Genomic DNA, 21,745 nt, shown 5'->3' on the forward strand with positions numbered 1-21,745 from the left:
AATTATTGATTACGCATCCTTCGAAAGGGGTTTAATTGAGTATGTATAGCAAAGATGAGTTGCTCACGAAAGCAGCTGGTATTAAGCCATGGCTCGTTGAAATACGAAGAGATTTACACCGTCACCCAGAACTTGGAATGGAAGAATACCGGACACGGGATAAAATCATTGAATACCTTACAGAAATGGGTATTCCCTTTGAACGAGATATTGCACATACAGGTGTTGTTGGATTTATTGAAGGCGGTATTGAAGGGAAGACAATCGCACTGCGTGCGGATATCGATGCGCTTCCAATTACTGAAATGAACGAAGTGGACTATAAATCTCAAAATGTTGGAAAAATGCATGCTTGTGGTCATGATGCACATACAACGGTATTACTAGGAGCTGCTAAACTTCTAAATGACAATAAAGAGAATCTCAAAGGAAATGTGAAATTGTTCTTTCAACCTGCTGAAGAAACTGTAGGCGGCGCGAAACCGATGATTGAAGCAGGAGTTATGGAAAATCCGAAAGTTGAGGCCGTATTTGGATTACACATCGCCCCGGATATACCTGTTGGAGAAATTGGAGTCAAATACGACCAAATGAATGCTGCTTCGAATTCATTATCCATAACAATAAAGGGCGACAGTGCTCACGGAGCAACTCCTCATAACGGAACCGATGCAATCCTAATTGCTGCAAAAGTTATATCCGCTCTACAAACAATCGTCAGCCGTAATGTAGACCCAAGGGATTCCGCCGTAATTTCAATCGGTGTTATCCAAGGCGGAACGGCTGCAAATATAATTGCCGACACAGTTACTTTGACTGGTACGGTGCGTACCTTACATCCCGATGTCCGAAGTTATGTATTGAAGCGAATAGAAGAAGTCGTTTCTCACACAACTCAAGCAATGGGTGGGACGTTCACTTTGACAATCAAGGATGGATACAACGTTCTCATCAACGATAACTCCATGGTTGATATTGTGAAGCAAAGTGCAATCGAATTAATTGGTGAAGAAAATGTACATCAACTTCAATTACCAAGTTTGGGTGTCGAAGACTTTGCATTTTTTGCAGAGGCCGCTCCTTCGGCGTTTTACAGACTCGGAGGCCGTAATGAAGAACGAGGAATTGTCCACGGACTTCATACAAATCAATTTGATATTGACGAGGATTGTTTACCTCTAGGCGCTGCATTGCAGGCACTTACAGTTTATAAATATTTGAATGAAAAGAAGTAAATGGTTTAGGGCTATGAAACGGACATAAAAACTAAGAAAATCGTTATGAACTGTAAAATGTTCTTAACGTTTTTTTTACCTGGACGAACAAATCGTCTATAAGGAAGTAGTTTTTCAATCTAAATAACTACTTCCTTATAGGAATTGAAAAGTAAGAAGTATATACAGATCAATCCTTCTATAAGTAAAACTTATAACATGATAAATTAATAGTATTTATCAATAATTGAGTAATCGTCTATAATTTAATTAATCCGAAGTCTCAGATTATGGGTTAATTAGGGGGAGCGTTATGAAGGTACTTGTAAATAATGATTTAGTTCGTCGCGAAGATGTCCGAATTGATTTTGAAGATCGAGGGTATCAATTTGGAGATGGAATTTATGAAGTTGTTCGAATTTATAAAGGAATAGCGTATGAATTGAACGAGCATATTAATCGGTTTTATAGAAGTGCTATAGAAATTGGGATCACACCGCCCCAATCGAAGAATGAACTAAAAGGTAAACTTGAAGAAGTAATTAAAGAAAACAAATTGTTAGACGGAGGTATCTACTTCCAAATGACAAGGGGTGTTGCTCCAAGGAAGCATCAATATGAAAAAGGAATAACACCGAACCTAATTGCGTATCCACTTTATTTCACACGTCCTGAAAAACAGCAAAATGAAGGAGTGTCCGTCTTAACAGCTGATGATTTAAGATGGCAGCGTTGCGACATAAAGAGTTTAAACCTTTTGTATAATATAATGATGAAACAAAATGCGCATGAAAACGGTGCATTTGAAACGATTTTCATTCGGGATGAATTTGTTACAGAGGGGACATCTACAAACATATTTATGATGAAAGACAATGTGATCCGCACTCATCCTGCCAATAACAACATTTTAAATGGTATAACACGGATGAAAATTCTACAACTGCTGAACAAAGAGCATATAACATATGAAGAAAAACTTTTTACAAAACAGGAACTTCTAGATGCAGATGAGGTGTTTATCACATCTACAACAAGTGAAGTGATGCCCGTTACGAAAATTGATGGACAGATTATCGGGAATGGTAAACCAGGAATGAATACAATGAAAATTCACGAATTCTTACTTGAGGAAATAAACACTATTCAAATCGAAGCTTTGTAAAAATAAATAGTGATATAGAAAAAAAGGTGTTCTTTATAATCGAAAACTTTGGCTAAACTCAAAGTTTTTTTATTTTCCAAAGATGAATTGTATTATTAAGTGCACACCTAAAAGGAAACCGATAATGATCCCGTTTAATGATTATCACTTTGACTAGGAAGGGTGTCCAAAATGAAAGAGTTAACACAGAAAATAGAAGAACATATTGGAAACGCAGATGGGAAATGGGCTATCGTATTGGAAGATATGGACAGAGAAGAAGTTTGGGCTGTAAATCAAGAAGAATTGTTTTATGCGGCAAGCATTATTAAACTACCAATCATGGCGGCGGCATTTGACTTGGCGGAGCAGGGGAAATTAACATTAAGTAAACAGATAGAGTTGAAAAGGGAAAATCAGGTTGGCGGTGCGGGTGTTTTGCAACATTTGACTCCAGGAACCGAACTTACAATATATGATTTACTTACACTTATGATTATTCAAAGCGATAACACAGCGACAAATATACTTATCGATATAGTGGGTGTTAAACAAATCCAACAAATGATGAAGGTTCTTGGTATGCGAAAAAGCGAGTTTTATAATAAAGTCATGACCGTCCCCACCAAAATAATTGGACGAAATATGATTACTGCTGTTGATATCTCAGGGCTATTAAAGAAGTTCGCCACTGGCCAAAGCACTTCATTGCATTCATGTCAACAAATGATTGATATTATGAAGAAACAGCAACTTCAAAATGGTTTTTCTGCCCACTTACCTAAACATAGTTCAGATATTGTAGGCCAAAAACCGGAGTGGGAATTGGCAAGTAAATCAGGAAGTGTTACTGGAATTCAGCATGATGCCGGTATTTTTTACGTAGGAAATCGAACAATGACTTTGACTGTGCTTTCTAGAGAATGTGATGGACGGCTAGCTCAAAGTACGCTGGCTAAAATAGGATTAGACGTTTATAAATATATGAACAATGGTATTGGGTAAATTAATGAGACCTTTGAAAACACTCTTTAGTAAAATGCTAATAAAGTGAGAGTTCATTTATATTGGGGTGAATCATTTGTATGACTTCTTCTATTAATGACTCCAAATAAAAACTATCTCTCCATACAATTGTAATCGAACTTTCCAGTTTTTGGTTTTTAATATCAATCGCCTTTACATTAAGTATATTGGAAACTTCTAGTATATCCATTGGCATAATCCCTATGCCAATGTTGTGGGAAACTAGTGTGAGAACTGTGTGTAATTCAGACCCCTCACAAATAGTTTGAGGGCTAAATCCTTCGTAAAAACAGGCTTTTTCAAATAGAAAATGTAGAGAAGCAGAATGAACTTTGTGATGACTGATAAATCGTTCGTTTTTTAAATCGGATAATAATACCTCGCTGTGCTTTGCCAACTCGTGGTCTGAAGATACAATGAGCTTAACTGGGTGCCTTTGCAGCTCTCTATAATTCAAACCGGAATCGGCTAAAAAACTTGTATCTTGCGGTGTTCGTATGAGTGCAATCTGGCATTTCTTTTCAAGCATTAAATTTATAGCATTTACAGAATCCGTTTCTTCAAGCAACAGATTAAGATTCGGAAATCTTCGCTGCGCAGTTTCAAGAATTTTCGGCAAAATCGTAATTGCCGCGGAAGGAACCATCGCCATTTTCAAATTGGAAATCGGCAACATGATATTTTTTTGAATATCATCAAAAGTAGATTCAATTTTTTGGTAGGAGCCTGCTAGTTTGCTATGTAGGAATTTGCCTTCTGCAGTTAGGCTTACAATTTTCGTTGTGCGATAGAAAAGTTTGAATCCCAATTGATGTTCTAGGTTGTTAATATGCTGACTCAAGCCAGGCTGTGAAATATTTAAGTTTTTTGCAGCATTAGTAAAATTCAAGGTTTTTGCTATTTCAAGAAAATACCGTAAGTTGAAGAAGTTGATGATAAGTCCCCCAATCTGAAGTATTTGTCATATTCGAATACTTTGACTATTATTATACCATTACTTTGGTAATATAATAGGTAGGTTCATTTAATAAGAAAGGAAGTGCTGTTTTGATTGTCATGGATTTATTTGAAGAGTATGCTGAAAAACTAGTAGAAGAAAACCAGATTCCAGGAGTGGGGATTGGTCTGAACAAGGACGGCAAGCGTTTTTATGAAAAAGGATTTGGTTACCGCGATGTGGAAAATAAATTGGAAATCACTGCGGATACAATCTTTGGAATTGCATCGATGACAAAATCCTTTACTTGTGTTGCGATTATGAAACTTCAAGAAGCAGGAAAGCTATCAGTTCATGATAAAATTCTTAACTATCTACCTGAATTCCAAACTGCAGACATGGAGAAAACAAAAGAAATTACGATTCATCATTTAATGACGCATACTGCGGGTATTCCACCGATATCTACACATGTGTTCGCTCGAAAACGGAGCATAGACTCGGATCCTTCTGCAAAAGATTATTTGGATTTGGATTTAGTGAACAATATCGGTAGTGCGATTGATACATATGAAGATATGTTTAACTTTATTGCGGAGCTGAATTATAAACCGCTGGACAGTGCAGGTAGTTCTTTTAGTTATTCGAACGACTCTTTTGGATTACTTGGAGTTATTATTAGTCGAGTAAGTGGACAATCCTATGAATCTTACGTAACTGAACAAATATTAAAACCAGCAAAATTAACTAGAAGCTTCTTTGACTTAGATAAATTAGATAGCTTTGATGATGTGACGACGCTTTATGCTGCAAAAACAACTGAAGAAGGTGTTCATGTTTATCCGACAGAAATTTGGTGGGATGCACCGGCTATGAGAGCCGCTGGGTATTTAAAATCAACAATGAATGATATTTTAAGATATCTTGAAATCTTCCGTAATGGAGGAATGGTTGGCGGTGTCCGAATTTTATCGAAGGATAGTGTCAATCAGATGATTTATCCTCATTTTGAATATGAAAAAGGCACGTATTATGGGTATGGTTTACGAATTACACCTGATTATTACGGGGAAACGCTTATTGAACACGGCGGCGGTCTCAAAGGTGTTTCTTCTTTAATGATTGTTCTACCGGAAAGCGGTTTGACGGGCGTTGCATTGTCGAGTCTCGCAAGTGTTCCGTCGGGAAGATTATTAAAGGGAGCGTTAAATGTTCATAAAGGAAGACAAGCAGATGCGTCAAATTTCCTCTTAGAGACAGAAAAGATAGATGAAGCTGAGCTCGATAAATTCGTCGGTTCCTATACTTCGGGTGAGGGAATGAACGTGAAAATCGATGTCAACGAGGGTCAGTTAGGGCATTTTACTGAAGGTAAGTACAATCCACTTCGATACGTAGGAAGCAATAGTTTTGTTGGAATTGAAAAGAATAAAGAAGATGTCATTCGATTTGTAACGACTGAAACGGGTAGTGTCGATCGAATATTCTATAGTTCGAGACAAATACGTAAGGACGAAAAATAAACTGGGGGCATTTTCCGAATGAAAATCATTGATACGCACTGTGATGCACTATTTAAACTTCAAGAGGCAAAAAGAGGGAAACGTTACAATGTAGAACCATTGAATTTTACGGATTCCGTTGAAATTGAAACGAATTTACATCGTTTGCAAGAAGGGAATGTACTGACGCAGTTTTTCGCGATTTTTATTCTTCCGGATATTCCTTCCGATGAAAAATGGCAACATGCTTTGGAACAAATTGATTTATTTTACACAGAGATCCTTGATAAAAACCCGGCTATGAAACATATAAAGAAGTGGGACGATCTTGACGATTTAAAAGATGGAGAGATTGGTGCAGTCTTAACATTGGAAGGTGCGGATGCCTTTGGAAATGATTTAAGAAAACTTAGACATCTTTACCGTCTTGGTGTTTTATCCATTGGATTAACTTGGAACAACCCGAATCTTTGTGCGGACGGCGCGGGTGAACCCCGCGGGGCTGGATTGACGGAGTTTGGAAAAGAAGTCGTTCAACTGAATAATGAACACCAAGTGTTTACAGATGTCTCCCATCTTTCGGAAAAAGGATTCTGGGATGTACTAGAGTTGTCGGATTATGTGATCGCAAGTCATTCAAACGCTCGTGCGTTTTGTGACCATCCACGGAACTTAACAGATGAACAAATTAAAGCATTGATTGCTAAAAACGGCCTCATCCATGTTGTGTTTTATGCTGAATTCATTAAAAAAGACGGTCAATCCGCAAGTTTCAGTGAATTATTTGATCATATCGACCATATCATTTCACTGGGCGGCGTTAAAAACATCGGATTTGGTTCCGATTTCGATGGCATTGATCGATATATTGTCGGCTTGGAAGATTCATCGAAATATCCTAATTTAGTGAATGAATTACTGGGGAAATATACTGAAGAAGAAGTAAGGGGTTTTACATCAGAAAACTTCTTGAATAACCGACCTCTGATAGTGAGTAACTAACTAAAAGGGGTCGTTAAAAAACGGCGAAGATTCCATTTCGTCGTTTTTTAACTTGCGTATGGATCATGAAGTGATTACAAAGAAATTTTTGTTTGATAAAAACTTTCAGAGCGACGCCGAATTTCATCTTCTATTAACTCTATAAAACCTGGACATAGTTTTAAGATTATTGCTTGATGGTAGCAATCCATCAGCAGTTCATTTGACATATTCTTCATTATAAATTTCGCCTCCAATTAAAAGCAGTAGTTTGTTCTATTAACGAAAGAAATCGAATAGTATGGTAAGTGGGAGTAACTACTCTTAATTTACCATACATATGAAATTCGAACAACCGTTCCGTTATCCACAGCGTGGTGTGGGTAACATGTGGGTAGTCTGTGGGCAAAGCGATCAAACCTATAACGCTCTAATGGTATAGTGTGTGTAAGCTTATCCACAGTTGTGATTAACGCGAAATTTGTCGAAAGATTATTCGGTTTAATTGAATTGCTGTCGTCAATTAGATATGGTTATTTCTTTTCGAGTAAACTAATGATTGATAGGATGTTTCTTTAAAAGTTCCTGAAATTTTTTTAATGGCTCTGGCAATCTATTAAAAATTACGTATGTTATTATTGTAATAGGGTGATAATAATGGAAGTTAGAAAAGGTAGAGGCTATGTGTATAGCATTCAATACCATATGGTTTGGTGAGTGAAGTACAGAAAAACCATACTAAATGGTTTAATAGAAGCACGCCTGAAAGAGATTTTAATCCAACAAGTCAAGACGCATGCTTTTACAATCGTTGAAATGGAAACGGATGGCGACCATATACATATGTTAATCGAATGTTCCCCACAGCACTACATTCCAAATATCATGAAAGCCCTAAAAGGAAACAGTGCCCGCTTTCTTTTTAAGGAGTTCCCAGATTTAAAAAATACGCTCTGGGGCGGACATCTTTGGAATCCATCGTATTTTGTTTGTACTGTAAGTGATCGAACGGATGAGCAGATTAAAGCTTATATTCAAGGACAACAAACCGCACCGAGAAAACGTGGCACACCAAAAGGCTAAGGGAGGTGTTCGTTATGGTTCGAAGAAAAACTGTCGTAGAACGCAACAAAGAACTTGAAAAAGAAGGCAAGAAATTACTTTTTTATGGCATGAAAATTCGTGCGATAACTACACCCGCGCAGTACCAACTGATTGTTAAATCAATTGGTTGTGCTCGTTTTGCTTATAATGCTTATTTGGCTGAAAAACAAAAAACCTATAAAGAGACAAAGAAAGCCATCAGTTATAGTGCGTTCAAAAAAGACTTTGTTGTTTTAAAAAAGAATCCTGCGTATGAATGGCTGTCTGAACCCGATAAATTCGCGTTAGAGTGTGCAATGGAGCAAGTGGATGATGCTTACGATCGCTTTTTCAAAGGGCAAACCGGCTACCCAAAATTCAAGTCCAAACATACCTCTAAACAAAGTTATTCAACAAAAGAAACCAATGGAAATCTAGTGATTGATTTCGAAAAACAACGCATTAAAATACCTAAACTCGGATGGATAAACGTCAGGTTTTCAAAAGGACAAATCGCATCGTTTCAAGAAAGTGGCTTCAACGGAAAAGTGAAAGCGGCTACTCTTACGGTTCACGGGAGCCAACAAACCCATATTTCATTACGAATCGAAGAGGTCGTTTCACTTAGAGAAGAGACCGATTGGACGACGATTCCAAATGAGAAAATCATTGGTTGCGACTTAGGATTAACGCATTTTCTAATCGATTCAAATGGCAATAAAATCGAAAACCCACGCCACTTAAAGAATTCCTTGGGCAGGCTGGCAATGCTTCAACGTAGATTGAAAAACAAAATAAAAGGTTCCTCTAACTATAAAAAACAGCAACAGCAAATTGCAAAACTACACCTACGTATCACTAACACAAGAAAAGACTTTCTACATAAGGAGTCCAGAAAACTCGTTAATGAAAACCAAATTATCGTGTTGGAAGATTTAAATGTAAAAAGCATGATCAAGAATCGTAGATTGGCACGCAGCATTTCCGATGTGGGCTGGTCTACTTTCGTAACTTTCGTAAAATATAAAGCAGATTGGGACCATAAAAAGATTGTGCTCATTGGTCGCTTCTTTGCATCCTCAAAAAAGTGCAATGGGTGCGAAGAGAAAAACACACTTTTATCTCTTTCCGACCGAACTTGGGTATGTTCGAAGTGTGGAAGAGAACATGACCGTGATTTAAATGCCGCCAAGAACATAAAAGAGGAAGGCATTCGCATATTAGCAGAAACTTAAATTAGGGATTCTTATTACCGCAGGAACTGCGGGGTGTGCCTGTCAGCACCTAAGGGGGCTGTTTGTTCGCTCGGAAAGGAGCAATGGAGAGAGTGTTAGACGTTGTAATGAACGCAACTCTCGATGAAGCAGGAATCTAACGACAACGGGTTTCCAACGTCTTTTGACCTTGGAATCCCGTGACTTCAGTCGCGGGAGGTTCAAATGCTTATACATATAGAAAGGGGATAGCTAAATTGAAGAAGTATTTGCAAAGTAAAGAGGACGAGATGTTGTTATTGCTTGAACGCCTCGTGAATATCGATTCTGGATCAGCAAATAAAGCAGGAATTGATGAAGTAGGTGGAATATTAAAAAGTGAATACGAGCGTTTGGGTTTTACTGTTGAAGTAATTGAGGAGCCGAATAACGGTAATAATCTATTGATTCAATATGAAGATACAAACAGCCCTGAAATTATAGTAGTCGCGCATATGGATACTGTTTTTAAGGTCGGCACAGCAAGCGAACGACCGTTTTCGATTAAAGAAGGTCGTGCGTATGGTCCAGGTGTGATTGATATGAAAGCGAGCCAAGTTTCGCTATTGTATGCTGTGAAAGCTTTGATTGCCAATAAACGTACAGGTTTTGAAAATCTTCGAATTGTGCTAAATAGTGATGAAGAAATTGGTTCACCAACATCCAAAGATTTAATTGAACAGCAGGCAACAGGCAAAAAGTTTGCGTTGATAATGGAACCTGCACGAAAAGACGGTTCACTTGTAACGGCCCGACGTGGCGGCGGTGAATATTCGCTTTATGTTACTGGAAAGGCTGCACATTCCGGTATTGAACCACAAAACGGCATCAGCGCAATTGATGAACTTGCACATAAAATTATCAAGTTACATACGTTAACAAATCACGAAGAAGGAATCACGGTGAATGTTGGCTTAATAGAGGGCGGAGAATCGGTAAATACAGTTGCACCGACAGCGGTAGGTCATATCGATATTCGCATTAACAAAGCAGAACAAGCCGCGGTTCTTGCGAAGCAAATTGAAGACATTTGCGGCGTATCTGATCTACCTGGGACATCACTACGATTAGAAGGTGGAATTGACCGTCCACCACTCGTGAAAACGGATAAAACGATACAGCTGTTGCAGATTATTAAACATGTAGGCAATGCAATTGGAATCGATGTGACGGACACTGCAACAGGTGGTGCATCGGATGCGTCTTTCACTTCCGTGGCGGGAGTACCAACCATTGACGGCTTAGGTCCGATTGGCGGGGATGCGCATACGGAGAAAGAATATTTGGAGATACCTTCGTTGATTGAAAGAACCGAACTTCTTGCGAGTGTTATAGAGAAACTGAGTACAAAAGAGTAAATCATATTTAAAAAGAAGGCGGAAATCTGTCGAGTTGACAGAATTCCACCTTCTTTTTATTGGAATAAATTAATTGTGGTAATGATGATTGGTATTGCGAACACATCGATTAAAAAAGCACCGACGATTGGTACGATTAGAAACGCTTTTCTTGATGGACCGTATCGCTGGGTAACAGCAGCCATATTCGCCATTGCGTTAGGGGTTGCACCTAGACCGTGTCCTGTAAATCCAGCGACCATTACTGCAGCATCGTAGTCTTTACCAAGCATGCGGAACAAGATGAAAATCCCGAAAAGAGTAATGAAAACAACTTGTACAAAAACGATTACGAGTAGAGGTAAAGCTAAGTTCGCAATTTCCCAAAGCTTAATGCTCATAAGTGCCATTGTTAAGAAAATACCAAGAGACACATCGCTTATTAAACCAATACTCTTCATATCCACGACTTTCGGATTGATTTTATCCACAATGTTTCGAACAATAACAGCAACGAACATAGCACCCACATAACCTGGAAGAACAAAACCAGTTGCAGTAGAGAACAGCTCGCCTAAATACGTACCAAGTGACATACAAAATGTAATGAGTAATAGCTGTGTGAAAAATTGATTCGTTTCGATTGGTTTTTCAGTTTCTCCTATCGGTATACCTGCGTCTTCATCTGTTTCAACAGGTTTTAAATCGTATTTCGTAATTAAATATTTAACGATAGGACCACCGATTAGACCACCAGCAACAAGACCGAACGTAGCGGCTGCTATACCAATTGAAAGTGCTGAATCGACGCCAAGATCCTCAATGGTTTGTCCGAAAGCAGTTGCGGCCCCGTGTCCGCCTTCCATTGACACTGCACCAGCCATCAATCCGATAAGTGGATGCAGATTGAATAGATAGGCCATTGAAACACCGATTACGTTTTGTGCTAGGGCTAAAAATCCACATGCCAACCAGTAGATAACAAGTAGTTTTCCACCGAGTTTTACGAGTTTAAAACTCGCACCTAAACCGATTGTGGTGAAAAATGTAATCATAAATAAACTTTGTAAAGACGTGTCGAGTGTGAATTCCACAACTCCGAGTGATTTTAATAACGTAGCAAGTGCGGCAAAAACTAATCCGCCGACTACTGGAGCGGGTATGCAAAACTTCCGCAATACTCCAATCTTGTTTACTAAAAACATCCCTAAAACTAAAAGTCCGATTGCAAGGAAAATAGTTGTTACTTGATTGATCTCTAAATTCATTTATTTTCCTCCCAGAAATGATGTGATTGCTTCATTTATTAAATATGCACCGAGTTTTACAGTCCGATTATTTTCATCTAAAATAGGATTCACTTCAGAAATATCAAATGAAAGCGTCTTCTTGTTTGACGTGACAGTTTGAATAATTGAGCGAACAACTTTGGGGTCAAGACCAAATGGTGAAGGAGCGCTAACGCCGGGTGCAAAAGCTGCATTTAGGACGTCCGTACATAATGTAAGCATAATAAAATCGTGTTTATCTATAAAGTCGTTTAGAACAGATTCGGTGTTGCCTACGGACATTTGATCTTCGTAAACATATTCGACACGAAGTTCATCTGCTTTATCAAACAGTTCTTTTGTGTTTCCGTACCGCTGAATTCCAAGAACGAAGTAATTGCTATTGCTGTCTGTTTCAAGAATTTGTCTGAACATCGTACCAGAAGAAGTTTGTTCTTCGTAAGAACGCAAATCAAAATGAGCATCGATGTTAATGATTCCAAGAGAAGCATCACTTCCAATGAATTTACGAACACCGGAATAATGACCGAAAACTGTTTCGTGTCCACCTCCCAGAATGATTGGTGTGACGTTTTTGGTTAAAACAGTTGAAACAACATTCCCTAAGTTTTCTTGGGCTTGTTCGAGTTCGGTTCCAACACATTCAACAGTACCGATATCAACTAAACGTTTGCCTTCTGGCAATTTCCAAGGCAATTTAGCTAATTCTTTTCGCAATTCGTTTGGTGCCGTGGCGGCTCCGAGTTGACCTTTATTTCTACGAACGCCTTCTTCAGATTCAAAACCGATAAGTGCGCATGCTTTATTTACCGAATTCAAGTTTTCAAGTTCTACTAATTCGATTATTTGGTGAATCCTAAAACTTGATCTATTCGTATGATGGTCGATTCTTCCGGACCAAATACCTTCAGGAACATTTTTCATTCATAAACATCCTTTCCGAACTTTCAGATATGTGTTGTTTTAAATTATATATGAGCAGACTTATTAAATCTAATATAGTATTAATATGAATTGATAGCCTGTAACTATAAGTGATGAAGGGAAGGAACAAAATGGACTTAAAACAACTTAATTATTTTGTGCAAATTGTAGAGCATATGAGTTTTTCAAAAGCAGCACATAAATTGCATATTTCCCAGCCTTCACTAAGCAATGCGATTAAAAACTTAGAAAGTGAATTGGGTTTTCAGTTGCTCGAGCGAAGTACCAGAACGATTAAATTAACTGAAGCAGGAAATGTTTTGCACGGTAGAGCCCTTCATTTATTGTTGGAAATGGATATTGTTGAAAAGGAAATGAAAGAAGTAAAACTCATTGGGAATGGAGAACTTGAAATCGGTATGATTGAATCGGTTAAGCAGTGGATACCGAAAGTAATTGTTCATTATAATGAAGAGTTTCCAAACATGAAAATTAAACTGATGGAAGTTCTAAGCGGTGAGGATGTTAAAAGCTCGTTACGAAAATATGAAACACATGCAATCATTACAAATCAGCCAATTCATGAATCCGATATTGAAACGGTTCCTCTGTACAATGAAAATCTTGTTCTGGTTGTTCATAAAAGCCATCCACTCGCAAATAAAAAATCAATCGAACTGAAAGAGCTTGAAAATGATTCATTTATTATAACAAGCGAAGGTTTTCAAACGAGAGATGATGTATTAAAAACATTTCAGTTTGAGCAAGCTACTCCGTTGATTAAATATGAAATTAGCCGTTTTGAAACGGCATTAAGTTTGGTGCGTGAAAATTTAGGTATTGCATTGATTCCTGAAAGTTACTTGGAAGGTTCACAAGATAATGAAATGATTCATAAAAAAATTGATTCACCTTCATTAAATCGAACCGTATATTTAACGTATATGAAAAACCGATATCTCTCTCCAGCAGTTTTGGGATTTATTGAAGGAACAAAAGAATACTTTAAAGTGAATAAGTAGTAAATAGTACTGGTATTAGTGAATAATTGTATTTAAATTGGATTCCGAAATTTCAGAAACCAGTTTGTGAATCAATTCAAGATATGGTAAATTGACTATGAAGATACGATACTTAGAACCTATTGAGTGAAGGAGTAGATGGTCGATGAAAAGTGCAATTGAAGAAGTAAGAGCAGTAGTTGAAGATGTATTTGAACATTTGCATGAGAACCCCGAGGTAAGCTTTAAAGAATTTGAAACGACAAACTATTTACAAGATTTAATGGAAAAAGAAGGCTTTGATGTAACGACGTTTGACGATTTGACGGGTTTAGTTGTGAATGTTGGATCAGGCGACAAATGTGTAGGAATTCGCGCAGACATCGATGCTCTTTGGCAAGAAGTGGACGGCGTATATCAAGCGAATCATTCATGTGGGCACGATGCACATATGACGATGGCTGTAGGTGTGATGCTTGTTTTGAAAAAACTGGGCTATCCAAAAGTGGGTCGATTGAAAGCCATATTCCAACCCGCTGAAGAAAAAGGAAAAGGCGCACTGGCATTCGTTGAAAAAGGCGTTGTCGATGACGTCGATTATTTGTACGGTGTTCATTTACGACCAATCCAAGAAATTGGACACGGCTATTCATCACCTGCAATTATGCACGGTTCTGCAAAAATGATTGCTGGAAAAATTACGGGAACAGATACGCACGGTGCAAGACCTCATCTTGGCGACAATGCGATTGAAGTCGGTTCACTTCTTGTACAAGCACTTAAAGCAATTCATTTAGATCCAATGGTTCCTCATTCGGTGAAGATGACGATGTTCCAAGCGGGCGGCGAATCGGCAAATATTATTCCAGGAAACGCGGTTTTTAGCTTGGATCTTCGTGCACAAACAAATGCGGTCATGATTGAATTAATGAATAAAGTGAAAAAAGTAATTCGTTCTGTAGCCGCGATGACAGGCGTTGAAATCGATTATGAAATTGGTTCTGAAATCGCTGCTGCTGAAGTCGATGATGGAGCCGTTGGAATGATGGCACAAGCAATTACGGAAACGGTTGGTGCAGAATACCTGACAAAACCAATTGTTACGCCAGGCGGGGAAGATTTCCATTACTACACATTAAAAAGACGGAGTGTAAAAGCAACGATGCTTGGACTCGGTTGTGATTTATCGCCAGGACTGCATCACCCAAAAATGACGTTTAATAAAGAAAGTTTACTTACAGGAATCGAAATTCTTGCACGAGCTGTGATTTTATCCTTCGACCGAATCGAAGAAGAGGGAGTGTTAAAGTGACGGAATTCGTAACGGTACGGAGCTTGAAAACAAATTCGGAAATGAAACTCATACAGGGGCTTGAGACAATTATATGGGGAGTCCAGCCGGTTCCAGTGCATCAAACATTTACCTCCACTAAAAATGGCGGAATAATGTTGGGAGCTTTCATTAATAATGAAATTGTTGGGTTCTCCTACGGATTTCCCGGGGTTGTTAACGGGAAGCTTCATTTATGTTCACATATGTTAGGAATTCATCCCGATTACCAAAAACGGGGTATCGGCAAAGCATTAAAAGACGAACAACTGGTACAAGCAAAAGAACTCGGCTACGATCTTATAAGATGGACATTCGACCCGCTGGAAAGTTTAAATGCCTATCTAAACATTTCAAAACTCTATGGAATTTGTGATACGTACGTGGAGAACTGTTACGGCGATATGGAAGATGGACTGAACCACGGCCTTCCATCCGACAGATTCAATATCGATTGGTGGATTACAAGTGAACGTGTCGAAGAAAAGTGGAACCCGGATATTTCAACGTACGAATGCCCTTTTCAGATTCATTATAGCGAACAAGGGAATCCCGAACTTACCGTTGTTGAAATTCCAACCAATCTAGAAGGAATCGAAGTGCCGGTCCCACATGACTTCCAATTCATTAAGAAAAATGAACCCGAACTCGCCCTTGACTGGCGAATGAAAACAAGGGAAATCTTTCAAACCTTATTCAGTGCCGGTTATTGCGTAGTCAACGTCAACCTCTCAGCCGACAGAGTCCACTACTATCAATTGGTTAAAAAAGAAACGATCCCGTTATGAGTTTAATAAGTTTTTCGTGAATGAATGCTGGGGTGTGCAACGAATCTATCTTGGTGTGCAACCAATTCAGTGAGATGTGCAACGAAACTCTCTTTGTGTGCAACGAATGCTGAGATGTGCAACGAAATGTCCTTGGTGTGCAACGAAATCAGCCAAATAATAAGATTCAATCCCACTAGATTGTAGTTGATCTAGTGGGGTTTTTTTCGTAAAAGCAAAAGCATAACTCTACTGTTTGTGTTAGACTCTTAATAGAAAAGAAGTCTCTATCAAACTACAGTTAGGAGTTTTACGATGAATCAACTAATCAAAAAAATCATCCCGACTTTGTTAGTACTTGTGCTTATGCTTCCAATTCTGGCATCAGCCAATGCGAAAGACGATATTACGGGACATCATCATGAAAAAGAGTTACGACTCATCATTGATAAAAAAATAATGAATGGCTACGGCAATGGAATTTATAAACCGGATGGACAAGTTACTCGCGGTCAATTCGCAGTAATTATGACCCGTGCACTTAATTTAGAAGTTCCGCATGAGGGTGTTGTATTTTCGGATGTAACGGAAGAAACTGGCGTAGTTGAGGGTGTTCTTGCGGCAGCGGGGGCAAATCTAATTACAGGTTATCCAGACGGTACGTTTAAACCCACTGCAAAAATCAGTCGTCAACATATGGCAGTTATCGTTAAACGTGCACTTGATCATATGGCAATGGAAGATAAAACGACGCCGTTAACATTTACAGACAATAATAAAATATTGGAAGAATACCATTCTGCTATAAGCAATACGGTAAATTATAAAATATTTAACGGTTCAAAAATGCAAGACGGCGTTTATTTCAGACCTCTTGATAATGCAACTCGCGGTGATGCTGCAGCTGTCATTTCACGTTTCTTAACTGCAGTCGGAAAAGTGGAAGAAGAAATTCCACCTGTAGAACCTGAAATTCCAGATGTACCAGAAATTCCTGTGCTCACATATGACACTGCTAGTATTCAGGAAAATGGAAGTACAATTGTTTCAAAGAGTTATAAAACGTACGAGCAAGCTCTAGCGGCTCTAAAATCCGGTGACGTTATACAGTATGGAGATTCAATTATTAAAATGCCGGGCGGAATTGTTGTTACAAAGCCGACGCTTGCAAGTTCGCTAACACACATATATCCAACGAAAAGTTTAACGAATGTGGAGACGTATGTTACGACAGATATCGAACTTGAATATGTGAGTTCAACAGATACATATGTTGAAATTGCGATAGCTGGAAAAAAAGGCTTTATTAAACATGAAAATAGTAATTTGAAACCTTGGAAAGCAGTTAAGGAACGTTCGTATTATTCAGTTTCGAAGGATGTGCTCACTCATCATATTTATTTGAATAGTACAGGAAAATACGTTTCCTATCAAGCTGGAAAAGCGCCCTCTACAATGAAAGCTGGTGAAAGGTATTACAGCTGGGACGGCATTAATTTTAAATCAGCGAATGGTGTAAATATAGGTGCACATTATCAATACTTCCAGTACCTTCCTGCCAGAAGTGCGTCTCAGTATACTGCAGAGGAAATCGATGCGTATACAATAAAGTTGTTGGAAACACTGAAAAAGGACAATCCCAATAATGAAATATATACAGATGCTGTTGAAAAAAGTAAACTTGTTGGTCTTGGAAGCTATTTGAAAAAGGTTGAAGAAGAGAAAAATGTCAACGCAATGCTTATCCTTGCACTTGCACAACATGAAAGTGCATATGGTCTAAGTGCCAATTCTCAAGAGTTTAATAATTTATTCGGATTAAAGATCTATGATGATCGACCTGCAAGTGATCATTTTGTATCTGTCGAAGAAAACATTGACGAGTTACTCAAATCGTATTTTAATAAAAATTATATTCCACCAAATGCACCGCACGCAAATGGAGCGGTTTTTGGAAATAAAGCGATGGGCTTTAACGTTAAATACGCATCCGATCCTTATTGGGGAGCAAAAGCAGCGGGTCATATGTATCGTATGGATAAAATGATGGGTGGAAGAGAGTTGTCGAATCCTTATAAAGTTGGTTTGACAACAGAGGCGCTAAACGTTCGTTTCGCACCAAACACTGATATCCAAAGAGCGTTCCGTTACGATAAAACGGGACTTCCTGTGCTCATCCTTGAGTCTGCTGAAATCAGCCCGTGGTTGAAAATTGCTTCAGATTCATTGGAGTACAGTGAACTTTTTGTTCACGGAGATTATGTGCGAGAGATTCCAACTGTAAAATAAAAAAATGAAACGCGTCACAGCTGAGTCGAATCAGTTGTGGCGCATTTTTTATATATATCCGACAGTTCGATCATGATATCCGACACTTTGCGGAGTATATTCGACACTTCTTCAGTTATATCATCAAAACAAGACTAAAGAACTAGTGGTAATTGGCCAAATGCATTTAATTAAAAGGATTGTCTTGAACTAGTCTGTATAATTGTATACAATTATACATATAGACGTAAAGGAGTGATTGGATGAGCCAGTTTTCAGTTCCATGTGTCGTTTACAGAGGCGGAACGAGCAGAGGATTATTTTTCGATGTGAAGGATTTACCCGAAGATCGACAAGAGATGGAACAGATCTTTATAAACGGCATTGATTCCTATAATTTATCCCAAGTGAATGGCTTAGGTAGTGGAACTTCTCATACGAGTAAAGTGGTTGTGATTAGCCCTCCTTCAGTTGAGGGAGCAGATATTAATTATACGTTTTATCAAATTGGAATAGGTGAAGAAGTCGTTGACGATAAAGGAACTTGCGGAAATTTAATGGCAGCGGTTGGTGCGTATGCCGTTGATGAACAAAAGGTTGCTGCGGGTGGAAATACGGATGTACTTGTGAATGCGTTCAATACAAATATCGATAAGATGATCCGCATAAGAGTGCCTATTATAAACGGTAAGGCCCGAGTAACGGGTGATTATCAAATGTCTGGACTCACTTTGTCAGGGGCTAAATACAGTGTAGATATATTATCGCCGGGTGGTGGGAAAACGGGCAGCACATTCCCTTTAGGAACTTCAACAGACATTGTTGTTAATGAAAAAAATCATCATGTTTCTGTTGTGGATATTGTGAATCCATTTGTATATATAAGTCGGGAATCTGTAAAAGGCTTTTCAGACGAAGAACTACTGGCTTTCCTTGAATCAACAAGATGTGAAATTTCGGTTCAAACTGGATTGACGAACTCAATACAGGAAGCAACCGATGCGCCTGCAATACCTAAAATTGCAATTGTTTCCCCCCCGCATAATTATGTGACGTCTTCTGGAAAAGAAATAAAGATAGAAGAAGTAGATATTGTTGCCAAGATGGTCTCAATGGGGCGTTTCCACAGGACATTTGCTGGAAGTGGGCTATACAATTTAGCAGCAGCAACGCTTCTACCCGGTACAGTTCCAAATGATTGTTCTGGAATGACGGACTCTGGAAATATGTGGGTCGTTCGAATCGGTCATCCAGATGGAATTGCCGAAGTTCAAGTGCAGTTAAACAGTGAAAGTACAGATGTGGAATCTGTTGGTCTTGAACGAACAGCACGAAGAATAATGAAGGGGAATTTATATATTCCCGAAAAAAATGAGGAGGAATAAGTATGTCGGATCGTATTACAAAATCATTAGCTGAATTTGCAAAAGGGGTAAGGTTTGAAAGCTTGTCAGAACCAGTTGTTGCGGAAGTAAAGAGGCGTGTTATTGATACATTTGCTTGTTTAATGTCGGGATATGAATTTGATGCATCTACCGCGGCTAGAAAACTTTCTTACCTTTATGAGAAACAAGGCGGGGCTTCTGTTATAGGTACGGATAAAAAGGTTGCGGTCGATTATGCAACGTTTGCAAACGGGACAGCGATTCGCTATTTGGACTACAATGATACGTATTTATCTGTAGAGCCATTGCATCCAAGTGACGTCATTGCACCACTTTTCGCACTTGCTGAAGAACGTAAAATTTCAAGTAAGAAATTAATAGCTGCAATTGCAACGGCTTATGAAGTGGGCGTTAATTTCTGTGATTCTGCAAGCTTGAAGTCGAATGGTTGGGATCATGTGAATTATATAACGGTTGCAACGGTTGTTGGCGGTGCGAACTTGCTTGATTTTACGACTGAACAAACAGAACAAGCTTTAGCACTTGCAATTGTTCCTCATGCGGCAATGCGACAAACGAGAAACGGTGAAATTTCCATGTGGAAAGCAGCGGCAGCAGCGAATGCGGCACGTAATGCTGTTTTTGCACTACAACTTGCGGAATGTGGAATGAAGGGACCTTTTGAACCGTTTGAAGGAACGATGGGAATGAATTATCAAATGCTCGCTCAAAAGTTAGATGTGGATGCTGTTGCGAAAAAGTTCGAAAACGTAGTCAGTCCAGAAGGTATTTTAAAGACGTACGTGAAGAACTGGGCAGTGGAATACATGACGCAAAGTGCAATTGAAGCCGCTTTGAATTTATATGAACAAATTGACTTTGCAGATGATATTGAACAAGTGCATATTGAAACGTTCCAAATGGCTTATGATATTTTAGCGAAAGACGAGCAAAAATGGGCTCCAGAAACAAGAGAAACTGCGGATCACTCACTTCCATTTATTGTTATGGCGGCACTTGAAGACGGTGGAATTAATTTAGAAACATTTTCGCCGGAACGACTTTCAGTTGAGAAAACATTAAGTCGTTTGAAAACGATGATGACTATTGAAGTGACAGATGAAATGAATGCTGGTTATCCGGACGGCAATCCAAATCGAATTACGCTATTAATGAAAGACGGACGAAAGTTGGCAGAGATTGTGAAACATCCTGCTGGTCATAGTGGTAATCCATTTTCGGATGAAAAGATAGAAGAGAAATTTTTCCGTTTAACACAGAATTTCATTACTGAAGAACAACAAATAAAAGGATTGAACATTTTACGAAATTTTGAGAATATAACAGATTACGAAGAACTTATAAACTGTTTTCATAGAAAAGCGGAGGTGCTTGCATGAGTTGGCTCGTTCGAAACCAAGAGGAAAATCCAATAGTAACCTTACGAAATTTACTTACTTCAGATACTGGGATTATTCAAATTCCCGGTTCGCATGACGCGATGGCTGCGTTACTTGCGAAGGAGCAAGGATTCAATACATTATATCTTTCAGGTGGTGCGTTTTCAGCAAGTTTAGGTCTACCAGATCTTGGGCTGATTACACTCACCGAACTTGCGATGCGGACTAGGGAAATTACACGTGCAACAGGATTACCGTTGTTAGTGGACATAGATACTGGATTTGGAAGTGTTTTAAATGTATCAAGAACTGTTCTGGAATTAATGGATGCTGGAGCGGCGGCCATTCAAATGGAAGATCAGGAATTGCCGAAGAAATGTGGCCATTTAAATGGAAAGAAACTTGTTTCAACAGAAGAGATGGTCCAAAAAGTTATTGCGGCACGAAAAGCGAGTCCAGACATCGTAATTGTCGCACGAACAGACGCAAAAAGTGTTGAAGGTATAGATGCTGCAATCGAGCGGGCAAAAGCGTATATGAAAGCAGGAGCCGATGCAATTTTTCCAGAGGCGCTTCAAACGGAAGAAGAATTCAGACATTTTGCGAAGGAAGTGGATGCACCTTTACTTGCGAACATGACTGAGTTTGGGCAAACGCCTTATTTCAGTGCGCAACAGTTTGAAGAATGGGGCTATAAAATGGTCATTTATCCTGTGACTTCATTACGCATTGCATCCAAAGCAATTTCAGACGTCTATCAATTAATCAAAGAAACAGGGACACAAAAAGACGCGATTGAAAAAATGCAAACACGTAAAGAACTATATGAAACGCTTAAGTATTTCGAGTATGAAGAATTAGACAGCACAATCTCTAAAACGATTTTGGATTGAAGAGGAGTTGG

General features: G+C 38.7%; 18 protein-coding genes and 1 pseudogene. 15 read left to right on the plus strand and 4 right to left on the minus strand.

All coding sequences use genetic code 11. The features are described 5' to 3' along the window. Positions 1 to 41 precede the first annotated feature (41 nt). The 3 genes from ACP8HH_RS03200 (at position 42) to ACP8HH_RS03210 (ending at position 3,363) form a co-directional block, all read left to right on the plus strand. Positions 42 to 1,235 carry a M20 metallopeptidase family protein gene (locus ACP8HH_RS03200; protein WP_438315775.1) on the plus strand — a complete coding sequence of 398 codons (1,194 nt, stop codon included), beginning with the start codon at positions 42 to 44 and terminating at the stop codon, positions 1,233 to 1,235. 292 nt (positions 1,236 to 1,527) lie between these two features. Further along, positions 1,528 to 2,379: a D-amino-acid transaminase gene (gene dat, locus ACP8HH_RS03205; protein ID WP_438315778.1), complete on the plus strand. Its 852-nt coding sequence runs from the start codon at positions 1,528 to 1,530 to the stop codon at positions 2,377 to 2,379. A 171-nt stretch (positions 2,380 to 2,550) separates the two neighbouring features. Further along, entirely contained in the window at positions 2,551 to 3,363 is an 813-nt protein-coding gene (locus ACP8HH_RS03210) for a serine hydrolase (RefSeq protein ID WP_438315781.1), read from the plus strand. Positions 3,364 to 3,400: 37 nt separating this feature from the next. Here ACP8HH_RS03210 and ACP8HH_RS03215 read toward each other — a convergent pair whose 3' ends face one another. Beyond that, complete coding sequence (locus ACP8HH_RS03215) at positions 3,401 to 4,342, minus strand: LysR family transcriptional regulator (protein ID WP_438318997.1); 942 nt, start codon at positions 4,340 to 4,342, stop codon at positions 3,401 to 3,403. A 98-nt stretch (positions 4,343 to 4,440) separates the two neighbouring features. On the opposite strand from ACP8HH_RS03215, the gene ACP8HH_RS03220 reads away from it, so the two are divergent. Together ACP8HH_RS03220 and ACP8HH_RS03225 are read left to right on the plus strand one after the other, a co-directional pair. Then, positions 4,441 to 5,844 (plus strand): serine hydrolase domain-containing protein, encoded by a 1,404-nt coding sequence (locus tag ACP8HH_RS03220; RefSeq protein WP_438319000.1) that lies wholly within the window; start codon positions 4,441 to 4,443, stop codon positions 5,842 to 5,844. A gap of 18 nt (positions 5,845 to 5,862) precedes the next feature. Continuing rightward, positions 5,863 to 6,825: a dipeptidase gene (locus ACP8HH_RS03225; RefSeq protein WP_438315784.1), complete on the plus strand. Its 963-nt coding sequence runs from the start codon at positions 5,863 to 5,865 to the stop codon at positions 6,823 to 6,825. Positions 6,826 to 6,899: 74 nt separating this feature from the next. Here ACP8HH_RS03225 and ACP8HH_RS03230 read toward each other — a convergent pair whose 3' ends face one another. Further along, positions 6,900 to 7,043, minus strand: a complete 144-nt coding sequence (locus ACP8HH_RS03230) for a sporulation histidine kinase inhibitor Sda (protein ID WP_438315786.1) — start codon at positions 7,041 to 7,043, stop codon at positions 6,900 to 6,902. 415 nt (positions 7,044 to 7,458) lie between these two features. Here ACP8HH_RS03230 and tnpA point away from each other — a divergent pair. The 3 genes and pseudogenes from tnpA to ACP8HH_RS03245 all read left to right on the plus strand — a co-directional run bounded on the left by tnpA (position 7,459) and on the right by ACP8HH_RS03245 (position 10,498). Then, positions 7,459 to 7,887 (plus strand): annotated as a pseudogene (gene tnpA, locus ACP8HH_RS03235) (IS200/IS605 family transposase). Between the two features lie 14 nt (positions 7,888 to 7,901). Next, the gene (locus tag ACP8HH_RS03240) at positions 7,902 to 9,122 is read left to right on the plus strand and encodes an RNA-guided endonuclease TnpB family protein (protein ID WP_438315789.1); all 1,221 of its coding nucleotides are present in this window, start codon (positions 7,902 to 7,904) and stop codon (positions 9,120 to 9,122) included. 236 nt (positions 9,123 to 9,358) lie between these two features. Then, complete coding sequence (locus ACP8HH_RS03245; protein WP_438315792.1) at positions 9,359 to 10,498, plus strand: M20 family metallopeptidase; 1,140 nt, start codon at positions 9,359 to 9,361, stop codon at positions 10,496 to 10,498. A 56-nt stretch (positions 10,499 to 10,554) separates the two neighbouring features. Here ACP8HH_RS03245 and gltS read toward each other — a convergent pair whose 3' ends face one another. Next, a complete protein-coding gene (gene gltS, locus ACP8HH_RS03250) occupies positions 10,555 to 11,745 on the minus strand; it encodes a sodium/glutamate symporter (protein ID WP_438315795.1) in 1,191 nt (396 codons plus the stop codon). After that, positions 11,746 to 12,690, minus strand: coding sequence for a formimidoylglutamase (gene hutG, locus ACP8HH_RS03255; protein ID WP_438315798.1), 945 nt, complete (start codon positions 12,688 to 12,690; stop codon positions 11,746 to 11,748). Between the two features lie 131 nt (positions 12,691 to 12,821). On the opposite strand from hutG, the gene ACP8HH_RS03260 reads away from it, so the two are divergent. The 7 genes from ACP8HH_RS03260 to prpB all read left to right on the plus strand — a co-directional run bounded on the left by ACP8HH_RS03260 (position 12,822) and on the right by prpB (position 21,734). Further along, positions 12,822 to 13,712 (plus strand): LysR family transcriptional regulator, encoded by an 891-nt coding sequence (locus ACP8HH_RS03260; RefSeq protein WP_438315800.1) that lies wholly within the window; start codon positions 12,822 to 12,824, stop codon positions 13,710 to 13,712. Between the two features lie 145 nt (positions 13,713 to 13,857). Then, complete coding sequence (locus tag ACP8HH_RS03265) at positions 13,858 to 15,003, plus strand: M20 peptidase aminoacylase family protein (RefSeq protein WP_438315803.1); 1,146 nt, start codon at positions 13,858 to 13,860, stop codon at positions 15,001 to 15,003. Next, entirely contained in the window at positions 15,000 to 15,809 is an 810-nt protein-coding gene (locus ACP8HH_RS03270) for a GNAT family N-acetyltransferase (protein WP_438315806.1), read from the plus strand. The genes ACP8HH_RS03265 and ACP8HH_RS03270 overlap by 4 nt, the downstream gene beginning before the upstream one ends. Before the next feature lie 294 nt (positions 15,810 to 16,103). Next, positions 16,104 to 18,077, plus strand: a complete 1,974-nt coding sequence (locus ACP8HH_RS03275) for an S-layer homology domain-containing protein (protein ID WP_438315809.1) — start codon at positions 16,104 to 16,106, stop codon at positions 18,075 to 18,077. A gap of 242 nt (positions 18,078 to 18,319) precedes the next feature. Then, entirely contained in the window at positions 18,320 to 19,441 is a 1,122-nt protein-coding gene (locus ACP8HH_RS03280; RefSeq protein WP_438315811.1) for a PrpF domain-containing protein, read from the plus strand. Between the two features lie 2 nt (positions 19,442 to 19,443). Further along, positions 19,444 to 20,841: an MmgE/PrpD family protein gene (locus ACP8HH_RS03285; protein ID WP_438315814.1), complete on the plus strand. Its 1,398-nt coding sequence runs from the start codon at positions 19,444 to 19,446 to the stop codon at positions 20,839 to 20,841. 80 nt (positions 20,842 to 20,921) lie between these two features. Further along, on the plus strand, positions 20,922 to 21,734 hold the full coding sequence (gene prpB / locus ACP8HH_RS03290) for a methylisocitrate lyase (protein WP_438319004.1): 813 nt from the start codon (positions 20,922 to 20,924) through the stop codon (positions 21,732 to 21,734). Positions 21,735 to 21,745: the final 11 nt, after the last annotated feature.

It is taken from the genome of Sporosarcina sp. FA9 (assembly GCF_051550205.1).
Lineage (GTDB): Bacteria > Bacillota > Bacilli > Bacillales_A > Planococcaceae > Sporosarcina.